Source organism: Arthrobacter sp. 01L42 (assembly GCF_056400005.1).
Genome location: NZ_JBFTSL010000010.1, coordinates 89,215 through 106,295, shown reverse-complemented (window position 1 = coordinate 106,295; position 17,081 = coordinate 89,215). Strand labels below are relative to the sequence as shown.

Annotated in this window: 14 protein-coding genes; 5 read left to right on the top strand and 9 right to left on the bottom strand. The window is 64.8% G+C overall.

The features are described 5' to 3' along the window. Positions 1–34: 34 nt before the first annotated feature. A complete protein-coding gene (locus tag AC1DN2_RS10905; RefSeq protein ID WP_230007107.1) occupies positions 35–1,861 on the bottom strand; it encodes an ABC transporter ATP-binding protein in 1,827 nt (608 codons plus the stop codon). Between the two features lie 78 nt (positions 1,862–1,939). Between AC1DN2_RS10905 and AC1DN2_RS10900 the strand changes: the two genes are divergently transcribed. Further along, entirely contained in the window at positions 1,940–2,569 is a 630-nt protein-coding gene (locus AC1DN2_RS10900; protein WP_476850339.1) for a PH domain-containing protein, read from the top strand. Positions 2,570–2,593: 24 nt separating this feature from the next. Here the strand turns inward: AC1DN2_RS10900 and AC1DN2_RS10895 are convergent, their stop codons facing one another. From AC1DN2_RS10895 to AC1DN2_RS10880, 4 genes are all read right to left on the bottom strand, one after another. Next, positions 2,594–3,712 carry an ABC transporter permease gene (locus AC1DN2_RS10895; RefSeq protein ID WP_476850371.1) on the bottom strand — a complete coding sequence of 373 codons (1,119 nt, stop codon included), beginning with the start codon at positions 3,710–3,712 and terminating at the stop codon, positions 2,594–2,596. Positions 3,713–3,738: 26 nt separating this feature from the next. Continuing rightward, on the bottom strand, positions 3,739–5,280 hold the full coding sequence (locus AC1DN2_RS10890; protein ID WP_476850338.1) for an ABC transporter permease: 1,542 nt from the start codon (positions 5,278–5,280) through the stop codon (positions 3,739–3,741). 179 nt (positions 5,281–5,459) lie between these two features. Further along, positions 5,460–7,241 carry an ABC transporter family substrate-binding protein gene (locus tag AC1DN2_RS10885; protein WP_476850337.1) on the bottom strand — a complete coding sequence of 594 codons (1,782 nt, stop codon included), beginning with the start codon at positions 7,239–7,241 and terminating at the stop codon, positions 5,460–5,462. A 427-nt stretch (positions 7,242–7,668) separates the two neighbouring features. Continuing rightward, positions 7,669–8,373 (bottom strand): class I SAM-dependent methyltransferase, encoded by a 705-nt coding sequence (locus AC1DN2_RS10880; RefSeq protein WP_476850336.1) that lies wholly within the window; start codon positions 8,371–8,373, stop codon positions 7,669–7,671. Positions 8,374–8,589: 216 nt separating this feature from the next. Here AC1DN2_RS10880 and AC1DN2_RS10875 point away from each other — a divergent pair, with 216 nt between their 5' ends. After that, entirely contained in the window at positions 8,590–9,285 is a 696-nt protein-coding gene (locus tag AC1DN2_RS10875) for an alpha/beta fold hydrolase (protein ID WP_476850335.1), read from the top strand. A gap of 909 nt (positions 9,286–10,194) precedes the next feature. Here the strand turns inward: AC1DN2_RS10875 and AC1DN2_RS10870 are convergent. Beyond that, a complete protein-coding gene (locus tag AC1DN2_RS10870; RefSeq protein WP_476850334.1) occupies positions 10,195–10,764 on the bottom strand; it encodes a TetR/AcrR family transcriptional regulator in 570 nt (189 codons plus the stop codon). Positions 10,765–10,873: 109 nt separating this feature from the next. On the opposite strand from AC1DN2_RS10870, the gene AC1DN2_RS10865 reads away from it, so the two are divergent. After that, positions 10,874–11,323 (top strand): DUF4188 domain-containing protein, encoded by a 450-nt coding sequence (locus AC1DN2_RS10865; protein ID WP_476850333.1) that lies wholly within the window; start codon positions 10,874–10,876, stop codon positions 11,321–11,323. Positions 11,324–11,532: 209 nt separating this feature from the next. Next, positions 11,533–12,210, top strand: coding sequence for a GNAT family N-acetyltransferase (locus tag AC1DN2_RS10860; RefSeq protein ID WP_476850332.1), 678 nt, complete (start codon positions 11,533–11,535; stop codon positions 12,208–12,210). 207 nt (positions 12,211–12,417) lie between these two features. On the opposite strand, the gene ychF is transcribed toward AC1DN2_RS10860, so the two are convergent. Further along, positions 12,418–13,503 (bottom strand): redox-regulated ATPase YchF, encoded by a 1,086-nt coding sequence (gene ychF, locus AC1DN2_RS10855; protein ID WP_028275710.1) that lies wholly within the window; start codon positions 13,501–13,503, stop codon positions 12,418–12,420. A 208-nt stretch (positions 13,504–13,711) separates the two neighbouring features. On the opposite strand from ychF, the gene AC1DN2_RS10850 reads away from it, so the two are divergent. Beyond that, on the top strand, positions 13,712–14,950 hold the full coding sequence (locus AC1DN2_RS10850) for a DNA recombination protein RmuC (RefSeq protein WP_230008652.1): 1,239 nt from the start codon (positions 13,712–13,714) through the stop codon (positions 14,948–14,950). A 77-nt stretch (positions 14,951–15,027) separates the two neighbouring features. Here AC1DN2_RS10850 and AC1DN2_RS10845 read toward each other — a convergent pair whose 3' ends face one another. Both AC1DN2_RS10845 and AC1DN2_RS10840 read right to left on the bottom strand, forming a co-directional pair. Then, positions 15,028–16,116, bottom strand: coding sequence for a 4-hydroxy-3-methylbut-2-enyl diphosphate reductase (locus tag AC1DN2_RS10845; RefSeq protein ID WP_476850331.1), 1,089 nt, complete (start codon positions 16,114–16,116; stop codon positions 15,028–15,030). 9 nt (positions 16,117–16,125) lie between these two features. Next, positions 16,126–16,986, bottom strand: a complete 861-nt coding sequence (locus AC1DN2_RS10840) for a hypothetical protein (RefSeq protein WP_476850330.1) — start codon at positions 16,984–16,986, stop codon at positions 16,126–16,128. Between the last annotated feature and the right edge of the window lie 95 nt (positions 16,987–17,081).

The window sequence follows — 17,081 nt, the reverse complement described above, 5'->3', positions numbered from 1 at the left end:
TTTCGCCCCTGTTCCGACCCCCTCCAGGCAAGCCTCAGCTGGCCCCTGACAGCAGCTGCGCGCGCAGTTCGCGGCGCTCGCGCTGCTTGTCCGGATCCGGCAGCGGAACCGCCGCCAAAAGCCGCTGGGTGTAGGGCTCCTGGGGATTGCGGAGGATCTGGTCGCGGGTCCCCTGCTCCACGATCCTGCCGCGCTGCATGACACAGATCCGGTCCGCGAGGACGTCCACCACCGCGAGGTCATGGGTGACGAAGAGGCAGGCGAACCCCAGTTCCTTCTGCAGGTTCTGGAACAGATCGAGCACCTTGGCCTGGACTGAGACGTCGAGGGCGGAGGTGGGCTCGTCGGCGACCATCAGCTTGGGCTTGAGCGAGAGGGCCCGCGCGATCCCCACGCGCTGCTTCTGGCCGCCGGAGAGCTCGTGCGGGTAGCGGTTGCGGTAGTCGCGCGGCAGCTCGACCTGGTCCAGCAGCGCCTCAATCCGCCGCTGCAGGTCGGCGCCCTTCGCGGCCCGTGCCAGGAACATCGGCTCCCCGATGCTTTCCCCGATGGGCAGCCGGGGGTTCAGGGACGACGACGGATCCTGGAACACCATGCCGACATGCCGGCGCATCTCGTGGAGCTGCCGGCCGTTCCTCTTGGCGGCGGAAATGTCCTGCCCGACTACCCGCATGGTGCCTGCCGCCACCGGCAGCAGGCCGACGGCGGCCCGGCCGATGGTGGTCTTTCCGGAGCCGGACTCGCCGACGAGACCGACCACCTGTCCGGGATAGATGACCAGGTTGGCCCCTTCCACGGCACGGAACGCCGGCACCCGGCCCTGCTTCGGGTACTCGATGGCGACATCGGTGAGCTCCAGGACCGGCTCGCCCTTCGGCTTGGCCGCTTCGGCCGCGGCCAGGGCGGCGGCGTTTTCGCGCTCGCGCCGGATCAGCTCGTCTTCAGGAATGGAGAGGATCTCGACGTGGGTCGCGGCCGCGAGGGCGGCGGTGACGTCCACGTCCGCGGTGGAATCCGCGCCGCCCTGGCCCAGGTGTGGGACCGCAGCCAGCAGCGCCTTGGTGTACTCGTGCTGCGGGTTGTGGAAGATCTGCGCTGCCGTGCCCGTCTCCACGATCAGGCCCTTGCGCATGACGGCGATCCGGTCGGCGAGGTCGGCCACCACTCCCATGTCGTGGGTGATGAGCACAATGGCGCTGTCCAGTTTGTTCCGCAGGTTGCGCATGAGGTCAAGGATTTCGGCCTGGACGGTCACGTCGAGGGCCGTGGTCGGCTCATCGGCAATGAGCAGCTTCGGGTCGCAGGAGAGCGACTGCGCGATCATGGCGCGCTGGCGCTGGCCGCCGGAAAGCTGGTGCGGGTAAGACCGGAAGGCCTTCTCCGGATCGGGCAGTTCGACAAGTTCCAGCATGCGCAGGGCCCGGAGCCGGGCTTCTTCCGGGGAAACTTCATTGTGCAGACGCACAGTTTCGACGATCTGCGACCCCACGGTGTACACCGGGTTCAGGGCCGTCATCGGCTCCTGGAAGATCACCGCGACGTCCTTGCCGCGCACCGCGCGGATATTGGCCTCATTGCTCCCCAGCAGCTCACGGCCGGCAAGCTTGACACTTCCTGTCACACGGCTGTTACTCGGCAGCAGGCCCAGCAGCGCCATCGAACTGGCACTCTTTCCGGAGCCGGACTCCCCCACGATGGCGAGCACTTCGCCGGCCCGGACCTCGTAGTTCAGGCCGATCGCTGCCGGGACCCATTTCTTGTCCACGCCGAAATCCACGCTGAGATCCCGGACCTCCAGGACAGGTTCGCCTTTGCCAGGCACAGGTGACGCCGGCGGATCGAGGGTGATGAAGTCAGTCATGATGGGCTATCCTTCCGCCCGGGCCGCCGGTGCACCGGGGATTAGTGCTGCGGCTCGGAATACTGAATTATTGGGGGCATGAGCTCTACGCCGCACGCCGGAAATGTTGAAGTCTTCAAAGCACGAACCAACAAATGGTTCGCGTTGCTGTCCTGGGCGGTGGCCGCGTTCGGTGTCGTGGTCACGGTCGTCATGGCGGGTCCGGGGGCGCTGGGCGGCATCGCCCCGCTGGCCTTCATTGCCTTCATGGGCTGGCAACTGTTCTGGATGCCGTCCGTTGTAGTCCACGATGCCGGCGTCACCCTGGAGAATCCGTTCCGCTCGATTGAGGTGCCGTGGGCAGCGCTGGTGCACGTCGATACCCGTTTTGCGCTGACGCTGGTCACCGCCCGGAAGAGCTACACCTCCTGGGCCGCGCCGGCCCCCGGCATCTGGGGCGGCCGCCATGCCCGCCCGGAGGACCTCCACGGCCTGCCGGCAACCACCTACGGTCCCGGCAAGTCGGTCCGTCCGGGAGATCTGAAGACCACGGATTCCGGCCAGGCTGCCATGCTGGTGCGGGCCCGGTGGCATGACCTCGTGGAAGGCGGGCAGCTCGCCGCCGGCGACGCCGCCAGCACCGCGGCAACGGTGACCGTCCGCTGGGTGGCGATTGGCGCCGTCGTACTTCTCCTGGCGGCAAGCTACCTGGCGATTACCGCCGGTTAGAGCGGTCCTGCACGGGGCCGGCATCTACTGGCCCCGTGTTCCGTCAGCCGGCCCGTCGTTGCGGGGATCCTCAGGCGCCGAGGCGCCAAGTCCGGTGACGGTACCTGCCTGCACCGCGGCACCCCCATGATCGGCCGCCTTCTTGGCATTGAACTTCTTCTGCCGTGGGTCAAAGGCGTCCCTCAGGCCGTCGCCGATGAAGTTGATGCTGAGGCAGATGAGCACGATGAACATGCCCGGGAACCAGAAGAGCCAGGGCCGTGTGGCGAAGGCCTGCTGGTTCTGGGAGATGAGCAGGCCCAGCGACGTGTCCGGGGCCTTGACGCCGACGCCGAGGTAGCTCAGCGCCGTTTCGGTGAGGATCGCGGCGGACATGGTCAGGGTCACGTTCACGATCAGCACGCCGACGGCGTTGGGCAGGATGTGCTTGAAGATGATCCTGGCGTTGCTGGCGCCGGAAATCCGGGCCGCATCCACGAACTCACGTTCGCGCAGGGACAGGAATTCGCCGCGCATCAGTCGGGCCAAGGCGACCCAGCTGATCAGGCCCAGGAAGATTCCGAGGGCCAGGACGCCGTTGGTGCTGGCGAAGGAGGCGAACCAGCTCCCCTGGTCCCGGCGGCCGGCGAGGGCGGCCATGACGGCGGCCAGCAACAGGGCCGGAATGATGATGATGACGTCGGTCAGGCGCATCAGGATGGCCTCGGACCAGCCGCGGAAGTACCCGGAGATGGCACCGACCACGACGCCGATCAGGCCGGCGATGAGGCCGATCACGATCATGATGGTGATGGACTGCTGCGCGCCGCGCATGGTCATGGCGAAGAGGTCGCGGCCGATCCGGTCCTGGCCGAACGGATGTTCGCCCCAGGCCAGCGGCCACAGCGAGGAGGTCGGTGCGCCGCCGTTGACCAGTGGCGAGACTTGCGTGTGGGAGTACTTCCACCAGCCGGGGATTCCCAGGTAACCCACCGAGGTGAAGGCCAGGATGAAAATGAAGGCGAACACCACGAGGCCGATAATGGCGCCGGAGTGTCCGAGGAAACGCTTCCGGACGATCTGGCCCTGGCTGAGACCCTTGGCCTCAAGGACCGGCTCAACGCCGGCCGCGGCTGATATCCGCGAGGCTTCGTCTTCGGCCATGATTACTTCCTGCTGACTTGGCTGGCTCATGCTTTTACCCTTACGCGCGGATCCAGTGCGGAGTAGGCGAGGTCCGCGATGAGGTTGAAGACCATGGCCGTGATGGCCACGCAGATGAAGACGCCCATGACCGGGTTGGGATCGGTGTGCGCGATCCCGTCCAGGAACAGGAAGCCCATGCCGCGGACCGAGAAGACGGTTTCGGTGATGACGGCACCGCCGATCAGCGCCCCAATGTCGAAGGCCACGATCGTGGCGATCGGGATCAGGGCGTTGCGGAAGGCGTGGCGCATGATGACGGTCCGCTCGCTCAGGCCTTTGGCCCGGGCCGTGCGGATGTAGTCCATGTTCATGATTTCGAGCATCGAGGCCCGGGTGAAGCGGGTGTAGCTGGCCAGTGAAATGAGAATCAGGGCCAGGGTGGGCAGGATCAGGTGCGTGAAGGAGTCAAGGCTCAGGACCCAGAAGTCGCCCTGGATGTTCGGCGTGCTGGCACCGATGGTGGCGATCGGCCGGCCGCGCACACGGCTGTTGTTGAAGTAGCTGGGCCACGCCTGCATGTACCGGTCCAGCAGGATCAGGAAGCCGACCAGGAACGAGGTGATGGCTGCCGCCCGCATGGACTGCCCGCGGTCGTAGCCGCCCACCAGGTAGCCGATGCCCATGCCGATCAGGACGAAGGCGACCGCCAGGAGCACGATCATCAGGAACGTAGCCTCGTTGAGCAGCGGCTGAAGGAGGAAGTAGAGCACGACTCCGACGCCGACGGCGATGAGGGCCGACTGCAGGGCCTTGCGGTTTTTCAGCCCGGCGGAGAGCAGGGTCACGGCGAACGCGATGCCGACACCGGCGATGGCGATGACCACGGGGCCCATGCCCGGGGTCTTGAACCATTCGGTGGCGGAGAAGTAAATGAGCACCGCGGTGACGAAGGCGAAGGCGACGGCGCCGGCCAGCAGCCGGCGCCGCATGGTCCCGCCCGCCGCGACGGCTGTCACTGCGCCGACGACGACGCCGATCCCGAGGGCCGCGGGCAGCGGCACGTCGGGGTTCCGCAGGAAGTCGTTGAAGCCGATGGCGCCGAATTCCTTGAGCAGGACGGCGACCCAGAAGATCGGCAGTGAGAAGAACAGGAAGGCCATGAACGTCACGCCGTAATCCAGGGTGCTGTACTGCCGCAGGGCGGTGACGATGCCCAGGGTGATGCCGATCAGGATGGCGAGCACCGTTGCCGCGGTGACGAGGGTCAGGGTCTGGACGAGCGCGAAGCCGAGGGCCTCGGTGATGGGCTGACCGGCGATGTTTTTCCCGAGGTCACAGGAGTTGGCGAACGGAACGAGGCACTGGACAGCGCCGCCGAACCATTTGAAGTACCGCAGCGGGGCCGGGGTGTCCAGCTGCAAGAGCTCGGTCCTCGCGTCCATGAGCTGCTGCTTCTGGGGCGTGGGGTTGGCGCGGAATTCCTCGAGGGGATCGCCGGACGCCGCTGTCAGGAGATATACGAGGTAAGACGCACCGAGAAGGATGAGGGCGGCAGTCACGAGCCGCCGGAAGATGTAGGTCACCATTGGAATAGAACCTCGGAATTCGGGCCCAGGGATTGCCCGGACCGGTCGCGGAGTTTGGCCGGTTCCCGCCGATGTGGCGGCGGGACCACGGCATCGTCAGGGATGTCGCCAGAAAGGCGCCGGGACCGAAGAAGCTGTGGTCCCGACGCCTTTCCAGCAGTGTTACTTGGGGTCGCGGGCTACTTCTGCGCCCATTCCCAGAAGTTCCACCAAACGCCGGTCTGGTTCGGCATGTACTTCACACCGGTGATGCGGTCGCTGTACGCGTCCACGCCAACCGACTGGAACAGCGGCAGGCCGTAGGCCGAATCCCAGATCATCTTGTCGATCTGCGCAACGAGGCCGTCCTGCTTGCTCTTGTCGGTGGTGACAATCAGTTCGTCCATCAGCTTGTCGGCTGCGGGGTCGCTGAACTGGTTGAAGTTGGAGTCGTTGCCGGACTTGAAGATCTGCGGAACGCCGGACACGCCGACACCCGAGTTGCTCCAGCCAAAGATGGTGGCATCGTAGCTGCCGTCACCGAGGGCCTTGCCCCAGTCAGACTTGCCGAGGCCGCCGTCGACGATCTTGAAGCCGGCCTTGGTGGCGGACTCGCTGATCAGGGAGAAAGCGTCAACACGGTTGGGGTTGTCCTTGTTGTACATGATGCGAACTTCGGGGGTGGCGCCGTTGAGGAGCTTCTTGGCACCCTCGATGTCCACACCCTGGTAGGCGGAGGAACCATTGTTCTTGGCCGAGTCGGCGTACGGGGCCTGATCCGGAACGAACAGCTGGGAGTCAAGCGGTGCAGCCTTCGGATCCAGCTTCTTGACGATCTTGTCGACGATGTCCGTACGCGGGACGGCCTTCATGAACGCCTCGCGGACGTTCTTGTCGGCAAACGGGCCCGAGTAGTTCAGGTCGATGTGGTCGTACGCGAGCTGGTTGCCGACGTCGACCGTCACGCCCTGGCTTTCGAGTGCCTTGAGCTGCTCCACGGTGTCCGCGGATGCCTGCGGGGCGATGATGTCGGCCTCGCCGTTCTTGAGAGCCTGGACCTGGGCGGGTGCCTCACCGATGTAGCGGACGGTGATTTCGTCCAGATTGGCTTCCGGTCCCCACTTGTAGTCCTTGTTCTTGACCATGGTCAGGGACTGGTCCTGGTTGACGCTCTTGACGATGAACGGACCGTTGGAGAGGTAAAGGCTCGGATCGGCCGGCAGGGTCTTGGTGTCAAAGCCGGTGTTCCACAGGTCCGCCATAGCCTTGAGCTGGGCGTTCGCCGGCTTGGGGGCCTTGGAATCGCCGCGGGGCATGCCCTTCAGCAGGTCAATGAACGCCTTGGTGTCCGCCAGGCCTGCCTTCTTGGCCAGGACGTGGGCGGGGATGTCGACGCCGGGGCCGCCGATGGCGATTTCCCAGTCCGCGAAGGGCTTGGAGTACTTCAGCGTCATGCTGCGGCCGTCGTCACCGAGTTCCGGGAAGTCGGTGAGGGCGATACCGGTGGGGTCACCGGCGTAGGAGAAGTAGGACGTTCCGGTCTTACCTTCCGCGTCGGCGTCGTTGTAGTAACCGGAGAAGGCGGCCCACTGCAGCACAAGGTCGGCTGCGGTAACAGGAGTGCCGTCGGACCACTTCACGCCGTCGTTGATGGTGTACTTCACCGTCAACGGATCGTCAGAGACCTTTTCCATCTTGCCGAACTTCTCATTGCGGACAACATTGAGCTTGTTGTCGATGTAGAAGAAGCCCGAGTGCGTGGCGTAGCTGACCTTTGAATTGATGTCAGTGTTTCCATCGGCCGTGTTCGGGTTGAACGTATTAAACGCGTTGACCTCTACTACGGTTGCCGATCCGCCTTGCTTGCTTGCTGCCGCCGCAGTGGTCGGGGTTGTCCCGCCGCCGTTGCCCGCGCAGGCGCTGAGGGCGATGGCAGCTGCTGCCGCCACGCCCACTGCTTTGGAAATACGACCCAAGCGCATTCCGCCTCCTTGTTTCTGTGGTGTGGGTGAGACCGGCGCCGAAGGCGCCAGACAGACGTCCACACTCCCCCAGCGGCAGTGTGGCCCGTCTCACATGGCATGAAGCGTAACCCCAAAGACCGTCCGGAGCCACCAAAGTTGACTCACCGTAAAGTTCGTTATGGAGCTGCAACATTGGGCAGCTTCCGCAGGGCCAGCTTTCCCACAAAACGTTGACGGCGGCGTAACAAAAGGATAAAAGCGCCGCACACAGGAAAAGCCCCAATCCGAGAATCGGGGCCCTCCAGTTAATCCTTAATTACTTGGCAGAATTACCGCGCTGCCGGGCGGCGGAGAGCCTCCTTCTCATCACGGCTGACCATCGCGACAGGTCGTTGGCGTGAACTGGGACGGCGGCGGCTCGTGTCCTCACGTTCCTCAGCTGCCATCAGCCGGCTTCGAGGACGAAGAAGATGAAGGACAGGAACGCTGTCTTCTCGCCGGTGAGGATGCGCGGCGGAAGGAGTTCGTGCGGTGTGTTTGGAGATGGCCCTGGTTCGCTCACGGTGGCGACGCGGTATCCCGCCGATGTGAAGGCGTTGATCATCGCGTGAAGTGGTCGGTGCCAGAAGGTCAGAACCGCAGTCTCCCCATCGAACTCGTAATCCTCCGAGTACTGCCGGATGGCGAAGTAGTCCTCGGCTGGTTGGGTGATCACGCTGACCGTGGGGTGGTTGACCGACAGGATCAGGCGACCGCCCGGCTTCAGCACGCGCCGCAGTTCGCCAAGCGGCGCTGACCAGTCCTCCAGGTAGTGCAGAACCAAAGACGAGACAACGTCGTCGAAGGAGCCATCCGCGAAAGGCAGCGGCTTGCTGAGGTCGGCCAAGTATAGATCCGCGGTTCCGCCAAGTCGCTGTCTTGCCAGTTCGAGCATCGCAGGACTGGAATCGAATCCGGTCATGATCGCGCCCTTCGCGCTCAGTGCCGCGGACAGGGGCCCGGAGCCGCACCCTGCATCCAGGACCCGGTGGCCGTCGACGTCGCCGGCGAGGCCAATCATCGCCGGCCGCTCGTAGTAGGCGTTGAGGAGGCTGGACTCGTTTTCCGCCGAGTAGCTCTCGGCAAAACTGTCATAATGGTCGGCTTTCACGGATCCTCGCTCTCGCGTAAACGCTCATGGTCAGTACGGTCGGCCCGATCCTAACAACACGGCCGTAAAGCCCGTAAGCATCGCCCGTTGATAACAGATTCGGTTTCGTGTGTTGGATCAACGCGGTTGGTCTGTTCTGGTGGTCGAAATGATTACCGTGAGCCAGAACGCCTGCGTCGATAGTTTATTGTCGGCAGGTTCAGCAAGACTGAGAACGTGAATATTGTCCTGATACCGCCTCTGCTCTGCTCTCCGCTCGCTTACGCCCCGGTGATCGATACCGTCTGGACGCGCGGGCAAGTCACTTTGGCCGACACCCGGCACGACGACACCATTGCGGCCATGGCCGAACGGATCCTCCGCGAGAACGTCGGCGACATTGCTGTTCTCGGAACAAGCATGGGAGGGTACGTCGCCCTCGAAGTCATCCGACAGGCGCCCGATCGCGTCACCGCTCTCGCACTCGTAAGCACGTCCGCCCGAGCCGACTCCGCGGAGCAGCTCCAAGCGCGGGCGCGCCAGTCCGCGCTCGTTGAAGGCGGGCATTTCGACGCTCTTGTCGACGCCGCCTTCCCTGGCGTCGTCGCGGCAGACAACGAATCCGACGATGCACTCCTAGCCACTTGGCGCTCCATGACCAGCCCAGTCGGTGCAGAAGCCTTCCTCCGACAGCAGCAGGCAGTCGTGCAGCGCGCCGATCTTCGCTCGATTCTGCCGTCCATCGCCTGCCCGACAGCGATCATCCACGGAGCCCAGGACCGCCTCATCCCTCTGAACGCTGCCGAAGAAATGGCAGAAGCGCTGCCCACGGCCCGGTTCACCGTCGTCGAAGGTGCCGGCCACTTCCTGTTCCACGAGCAGCCCGCCGCCGCACGCGACGCCGTAAGCTCCTGGCTTGAGTCCGCCACATAGCCAACTGTCCGTGAAGCCCTTACCCGCTCGCAAAAGCGATAGCCGCCAAGAACACGTGTTCTTAGCGGCTATCGCTTTTGGCCTCAGGGAGATCAGAAACTAGACGTTGAAGCGGAACTCCACTACGTTCGGCAGTCGAACAACGTCACGGGTGGCCGTTCGTGCTTCTCAGGAGGTCGAGGATGGCGGCTTCCTTGGACGGGGCCTGGATGGGTCGGGCCACCACCAGCGATGTCGCGATCGGCGCTCAGCCCTGCGTTGGGCCGCGTCCAGATAGTCCTCGCGCGCCGCATCAAAGACCTCGTGAGGAAGACTCAGCGTTGCACGGCTCAACTGGCGTCCTACCAGCAGATCGCTGATTGCCTCCGGGATCTCCCGCATCCCCCGAGCACCTTTCACGGACCGCCTGAGCTGCACGCCCTGCTCCGTGAGCCGCATCCCCCAGGATGAGTCGACCTCAGCAAGGCTGGAACCGACCAGGACCGCTATTGCCGTCTCTACCCGTTCCCGGGAAGGGACGTCGGCCTGCAGCATGTCCCACCCCGGCAGCAGCGCACGGAGCGACGAGGAGCGCCTCCCATCATGCAGCAGGGTCACGAGCGTTGCAGCGTCATCCATGTCTATGCGGTCCACGCCGTTCAGGCTAGCGCACTCCGAGCCGCCACCGCCTCGGGAACAATCACCGTCTCGGAAGAACGTTTAGTTCCCCAACACTTCGGCCGAGGATTCCCGGGAGGTACCGGAGCTGACTCAGACGTTAAAGCGGAACTCCACCACGTTCCGTCACCAAACAACCCGTTGTAGAACAGGGGGTACGCTGACGAACATACTGGTCGACCATCACGAGATCCGGATTTCGACGGCTACTGCGACCCCATGGTCCGCCGGCTGCTTGAGGACTAATGTTCCCTAGCGTCGCAGCGAGCGGCCAATCTGGCTGATAGCGGCATCATAGGCCACATCCCAGATCCAGCCAGCAGCCGGTGCACCGGCCAGCTCCAGTGACACCAGCCCGTGGACTTGGCCCCACACGACGGCGACCATCGAGGCGATCTCGTCATCCGCTGCTCCGGGCAGCGCTGCGGCAACCGCGGCGAACAGCGGCGCGATCGACGGCTCAGTGGCACCCGGCGTCGGCCGACACGGCACCTGGCCGGCCAGTGAGCCGCCGAACATCAGGCCGTAGAGGATCGGATGCTCCAGTGCCCAAGTTCGGTAAGCCCGGCCCAATGCTTCGAGGCCGGCAGCGGCGACCTCTTGTTGGGAGGCAGCAAAGGAAGCGAAGCCATCGTCGAGCACGGCAGTCAACAGCTCCGCCTTGCCCCCGAAGAGCGAATACACCGCCGTCGTCGACGTCCCAGCGGTAGCGGCAATACTGCGCAGCGATAAGGAGGCGGCGCCGTCGCGGGCGATGAGGGAGGCTGCGGTGTCGAGCAGCCTGCGACGCAGGGTCTCATCGTGGACTATGGGTCTTGCCATAGGACAAGTATTGCATAACACTGTTCTGTAACAGCGTTATGAATAGGAGAAGCCCATATCGGAGCAAGTGCACGCAGGACGTTTCACTGCCGATCCCGGAGGCGGCCCGGTGACAATCTTCCTGATTGGGATGCGCGCCAACCGGTGGTGGAAATTCGGGAAAGTGGCACGGGTGGGGGCGGCCATGCCCAGGATGCTTGCCCACCTGGCCAAGACGCCGGAGGCCGGATTGTTGGGCTACCAGCAATGGTTCGGGCGGACGACCATCATGGTCAGCTACTGGAGGAGCCCGGAGCATCTGCAGCGGTTCGCGGCCGACCGGTCGGCGCCGCACCTTGAGCCCTGGCGCCGATTCATGCGCGAATCCGCCGGTACTGGCGACATCGGCGTATGGCACGAAACCTACGAGACGATGCCCGGTGGCAGGGAAAGCGTGTATAGCGATATGCCGGTCTTCGGGCTGGCAGCGGCTACCGGTCACGTACCAGTGGGAGCGGGACTGAACACCGCACGCCAGCGTTTGGAGGCAGACGAGGTAAGTTGGCGCCTGTCCGAATGAGCCGTCTAGATTGCAGTTCTCACTGTGAAAGGTCTCCGGCCAATAGTGAAGGCAGAGCCCGTTCATTGGAGTCATCGCCGCGATTCTCCGCCACGGACGGCGAACCGGCACGCTTCCGGCGAACCCGGCGCAGCAAGCCTCACCACCGTGCGAACGGGCCGCAGCACTCCCGAAACAAATCCAAAGTTCCTACGAGGAGAAGAAACTAAATGCCGACTTTCAACGGCCCCGAAACAGGACCCGCTGTCGCCCATTTCGAAACACCGCGCCTTCATGCCCGCCCATTCCATCCGGCAGATGCAGAAGCCTTTGCCGCCTATCGCGCCCAGCCCCAGGTCGAGCGGTACCAAAGCTGGAGCAATTACACCCTTGAACAAGGTCGCACCCTCATCAACTCGATGCAAAACATCCAGCCCGGCATACCGGGAGAGTGGTACCAGTTCGCCCTCGAAAGACGTGCCGACGGCATTCTCATCGGCGATGTTGCATTAAAGGTGAACGACACTGAAAAGAGCGAGGCGGAATTGGGATTTACGCTAGCGCCCGAGCACCAGGGGCACGGGTATGGCCGTGAGGCGGTTCTGGGGCTCCTCGGCTACGCCTTCGAGCAGTTGCATCTCCACCGCATACTAGCTGTCACCGACGCGCTCAACGATTCTGCGGCCCGGCTTCTTGAGAGGGTGGGAATGCGGAGGGAAGCCCACTTCCACGAAAACGTCTTTTTCAAAGGTACGTGGGGAAGCGAGTTCGTCTTCGGAATACTGGACCGGGAGTGGACTGCAGGTCCACGGAGCGTACCGGATCTGCCTCCGACGGAATCGGGCCATAAGGAAACGACCGGGATGGCCCCCTCCCCGGTCGGCATCAAGGGGTTAGCTGTGAAATGACTCGTGAGCGCTGGTAAGGGAAAGACCCGCATCGCCTCGCGTTGGAGTCGCAGGTCATTGGGTATCCGGGGAAAAACCCCGAAATTTCCTATGCACCCGGACTCCGTCCGAAGGCCCTCGACGCTACGACTATCAATTCTGTTACAAGAAATGCCGCCCTCGTACGTTTCACGGAGGGCGGCATTTCTACTGATTCAGGCGAAGAATCTACACATTAAATCTAAATTCCACGACGTCGCCGTCGGCCATGATGTATTCCTTGCCTTCGATCCGGACCTTGCCACGGGCCTTCGCCTCGGCCATGGAACCGGCCTCGATCAGGTCATCGAAGGAGACGACCTCGGCCTTGATGAAACCGCGCTGGAAATCGGAGTGGATCACGCCAGCCGCCTGCGGGGCAGTGTCGCCCTGGCGGATGGTCCACGCGCGGGTTTCCTTGGGGCCGGCCGTCAGGTAGGTCTGCAGTCCGAGGGTGTGGAAGCCGACGCGGGCCAGCTGGTCCAGCCCGGATTCATCCTGGCCGTTCATTTCCAGCATCTCGCGGGCTTCTGCCTCGTCGAGCTCCACCAGGTCGGACTCGAGCTTGGCGTCCAGGAAGATGGCGTCGGCGGGGGCCACGAGGGCCCGCAGTTCCGCCTGCTTCTCCGGACTGCCGAGGATTCCCTCGTCGGAGTTGAAGACATAGATGAAGGGTTTGGCCGTGAGCAGGCCGAGTTCCTTGAGGTGCTCCATCTCCAGCTTGTCGCTCTTGATGGACGAGAAGATGGTGTCGCCGCGTTCCAGCACTGCCTGCGCCGCCAGGATGGCCGCCAGTTCGGCGGCCTCCCGCTTCTTGATCTTGACTTCTTTTTCGATCCGCGGGATGGCCTTTTCGATGGTCTGCAGATCGGCCAGGATCAGCTCGGTGTTGATCGTCTCCATGTCGGAGCTGGGATCGACCTTGCCGTCGACGTGGATGACGTCCGGGTCATCGAACACGCGGACAACCTGCGCGATGGCCTCGGCCTCACGGATGTTGGCGAGGAACTGGTTGCCGAGGCCCTCGCCCTCGGAGGCGCCCTTGACGATGCCGGCGATATCCACGAAGGACACGGCGGCGGGCAGCAGGCGCGCGGAGCCGAAGATGCCGGCCAGCTTTTCAAGCCGGGCATCCGGCAGGTTCACGACGCCGATGTTGGGCTCGATCGTGGCGAACGGATAGTTCGCCGCGAGGACCTGGTTGCGGGTCAGTGCGTTGAAAAGGGTTGATTTGCCGACGTTGGGCAGTCCGACGATGCCAATAGTAAGAGCCACGAGCATATATTCTACCCGCACCAGCCGCCGGCCGTTGCTGCGGCCTGCGGCTGCGCCTGTGGCGCGGCAGGGTGCCGGCGCGGGCGCGGGGCGTTGTGGGGTGTTCCCGGGGCGTTGTCGGGTGGTGCGGCGGGTACATCCCGGAGTGTTCCAGGGTGTTCCGGGCGTCGAAGCCAAAACTGTCACAGGGGCATGTCACAGTGAAGACATGGAAGCTTTTTCTCTGATTCTCGCCCTGCTCATGCTGCTCACGGGCGCCGTCACCGGCGCCGCCGTCGTCTATGTCCTGCTGCGCCGGCGCTATCTGGCCGTGGAACAGGACTTCGACGGCGTGTCAGCCCGGCTGTCCGAGGTCAGCGCCCAGTTCGCCGCCGCCGACGCCGAGAGGCGCCTGCTCGCGGCCCAGAACCGGGAACTCGGCGAGTCCCGGAACCACGACGGCAGTGTGCTCCGTGCGCTGGCGCCGGTGGCAGAAAAGCTCACTGCCGTGCAGCAGCAGGTATCCCTGCTCGAACGCGACCGGCTGGAGCAGTACGGCCAGCTGGCCCAGCAGCTGCAGGAGGCCCGCCTGTCCGATGAGCAGCTGCTGCGGTCCACGCATGCGCTGGAGTCCGCTCTGCGCTCCAACAGCGCCCGCGGCCAGTGGGGCGAGGTCCAGCTGCGCCGGGTGGTCGAGGCGGCAGGCATGCTGCGGCACGTGGACTTCCACGAACAGCTCCACAGCGGGCAGGCCCACAGCTCCGGCACGGACGGCAGCCTCCGGCCCGACCTCGTGGTGCAGCTGCCCGGCGACAAGCAGCTGGTGGTCGACGCAAAGGTCCCGCTGGCGTCGTATCTTGCCGCCCAGGACCTCGGCGCCGCCCAGGCGGGCCAGCAGTCCTCGCAGCTGCCCGGCAGCCAGCAGGCGCACCTCGCCGCCCATGCCAAGGCCCTGAAGGCCCATGTGGACGCGCTGGGCAGCAAGAAGTACTGGGACATCCCAGGCAACTCTCCGGAGCTGGTGGTCTGCTTCCTGCCGGCGGAATCAATCCTGGCCGCCGCCCTCACGGCCGACCCGGCCCTGCTGGACTACGCACTGGCCAAGAACGTGGTCCTGGCCTCCCCCGGGACCCTGCTGGCGGTGCTGAAGTCGGTGGCGTTCACGTGGCGGCAGGACGTGTTGACGGACAGCGCCCGGGAACTCTTCGAGCTCGCCCGGCAGCTCTACGACCGGATGGGCACGCTCGGCGAGAACGTCACCAAGCTGGGGTCCTCGCTGAAGACCTCGGTTGAGCGGTACAACTCCATGGTCGGGACCCTTGAGGCGCGCGTCCTGCCGACCGCGAGGAAACTCAACGCCCTGGAAGCCGCCGGACTGGCCACTCCCCCCGCCGTCGAAGTTACACCGCGGGCAGTCGCGGCCCCGGAACTTCAGTCCCGTGACGAGTCAGAAGAGTCCGCGGCCTAGGTGCCCTGCGCTTGGGTCTCAGTACCCCAGGACTGTCCAATGCCCAGGACTGTCCAGTACCCAGGACTGTCCGGTGCCTAGGACTGTTCGGGGCGGGTGCCGCGGCCGCCGAGGGCGCGGGTGACGTCGCCGGCCTGCTTCAGGGTGGCCCGGAGCTCCTTCGGCAGGGAGAACAGGAGGTCTTCCTCGGCCGTGACGACTTCCTCGACCGATCCGTAGCCGTAGTCGGCGAGAAGCCGCAGCACATCCTTGACGAGGACTTCCGGGACAGAGGCCCCCGACGTCACGCCCACCGTGGCGGCGCCCTCGAACCACGTCTCATCAACCTCGTTGGCGAAGTCGACCCGGTAGGAGGCCTTGGCGCCGTATTCCAGCGCCACCTCCACGAGGCGGACCGAGTTTGAGGAGTTGGCGGAGCCCACCACGATCACCAGATCCGCCTGGGGCGAGATCTTCTTGATGGCCACCTGGCGGTTGGTGGTGGCGTAGCAGATGTCGTCGCTGGGCGGGTCCTGCAGGGTGGGGAACCGCTCCTTGAGCAGGCGCACGGTCTCCATGGTCTCGTCCACGCTGAGGGTGGTCTGCGAGAGCCAGATGACCTTTTCCGGGTCGCGGACCGTGACCTTGTCGACCTCGTGCGGGCCGTTGATGATCTGGATGTGTTCGGGGGCCTCGCCGGCGGTGCCTTCGACTTCCTCATGGCCGTCGTGGCCGATCAGCAGGATGTCGAAGTCATCCTTGGCGAACCGGACGGCTTCGCGGTGCACCTTGGTGACCAGCGGGCAGGTCGCGTCAATGGTGCGCAGGCCGCGGTCCTCGGCGGACTGGACGACGGCGGGCGAGACTCCATGCGCGGAAAAGATCACGAGGGCGCCTTCCGGAACCTCGTCGGTTTCATCGACGAAGATGGCGCCCTTTTCCTCCAGGGAGCTGACCACATGGACGTTGTGCACGATCTGCTTGCGGACATATACCGGCGGGCCGTAGTGCTCCAAGGCTTTTTCCACCGCGATGACTGCACGGTCCACGCCGGCACAGTAGCCGCGCGGGGCTGCCAGGAGGACCTTTTTGGGACCGGCGACCGGGGCCGCGGCCAGGACGTCTTCCGGGGAACGCCGCCTGCGCGGAACGGATGGCATCGGAACGGAGACAGCGGTGGTGGTCATGCTCCCATGCTACCGGTGTTCAATCCTGCCCCGTTTGCGGCCGCCGGCGACCCGGACAGCCACTCCCGTGGCTACCAGTGCTGCTCCCGCGACGGCACCAACGACGATCCACTGGCCGAAGCTGGCAGAGCACGCCGCGACGAACTCGTTCTTGAACAGCTCCGCCACATCGTTACCGCTCGAAGTCCCGGCGACAGCGGCGCCGGCGGCATCGCTGGCAAGCTTCCATACCCCCGCGAGCACCAGCGTCCCAACGCCCATTCCGACCAGCACGGTCCACCGGCGTCGGGCCGCAACGAACGCCAGAATGAAGGCGATGGCCGCGCCGACGGCAACGGCGTAGCCCATCGGGGCGTAGACGGTGACGCGTTCGATCATCTGGCGCTGGTCGGACTGCCCGATATGGATCAGCACCTGGCCGGGCGCCTCCAGCGGAAGGGTGGTCGCCGCAGTGACCTGCTTGGCCACCAGCCCGGCAAGCGGCGCGACATCCAGGGTGAGCGAGGACGACCCGTCAACCTCCGGCGGCAGCGTGCTGGGGTCGGCGAACGTGAGGCGGTGGCTCTTGCGCAGGGTTTCAGCCCAGGCCTCGGGGTAGCCGGGCAGTCCCGTCAGCGAGCGCGCCGCGCTGTCCAGGACCGGCCGGGCCAGCTCCGTGAAGGCTTCGGGAATGCCGGCGCTGGCGGCCAGGCCGTCGACGGCGGCCGCGGCCAGCCGCTGCTGGAACGCCGGGTCCTTGCCCAGCGGCGCGGTCAGGGCAACGAAGCCCTCTTCCTGGACGATGTTCTGGTCCACCCACATGGCTGGAACGGCGACGGCTGCCATCAGGAGCCCGATGAGGACGGCGACGGCAGAGACAAAAGTGCGCAAGGGATTCCTAGGAGGTTGATGGCATCCCTCCCATCCTAGGGCGGGGCCGGGCGCGGCCATAAAGTCGGACCCCGGTGGTAGAGCTATGGATAGAG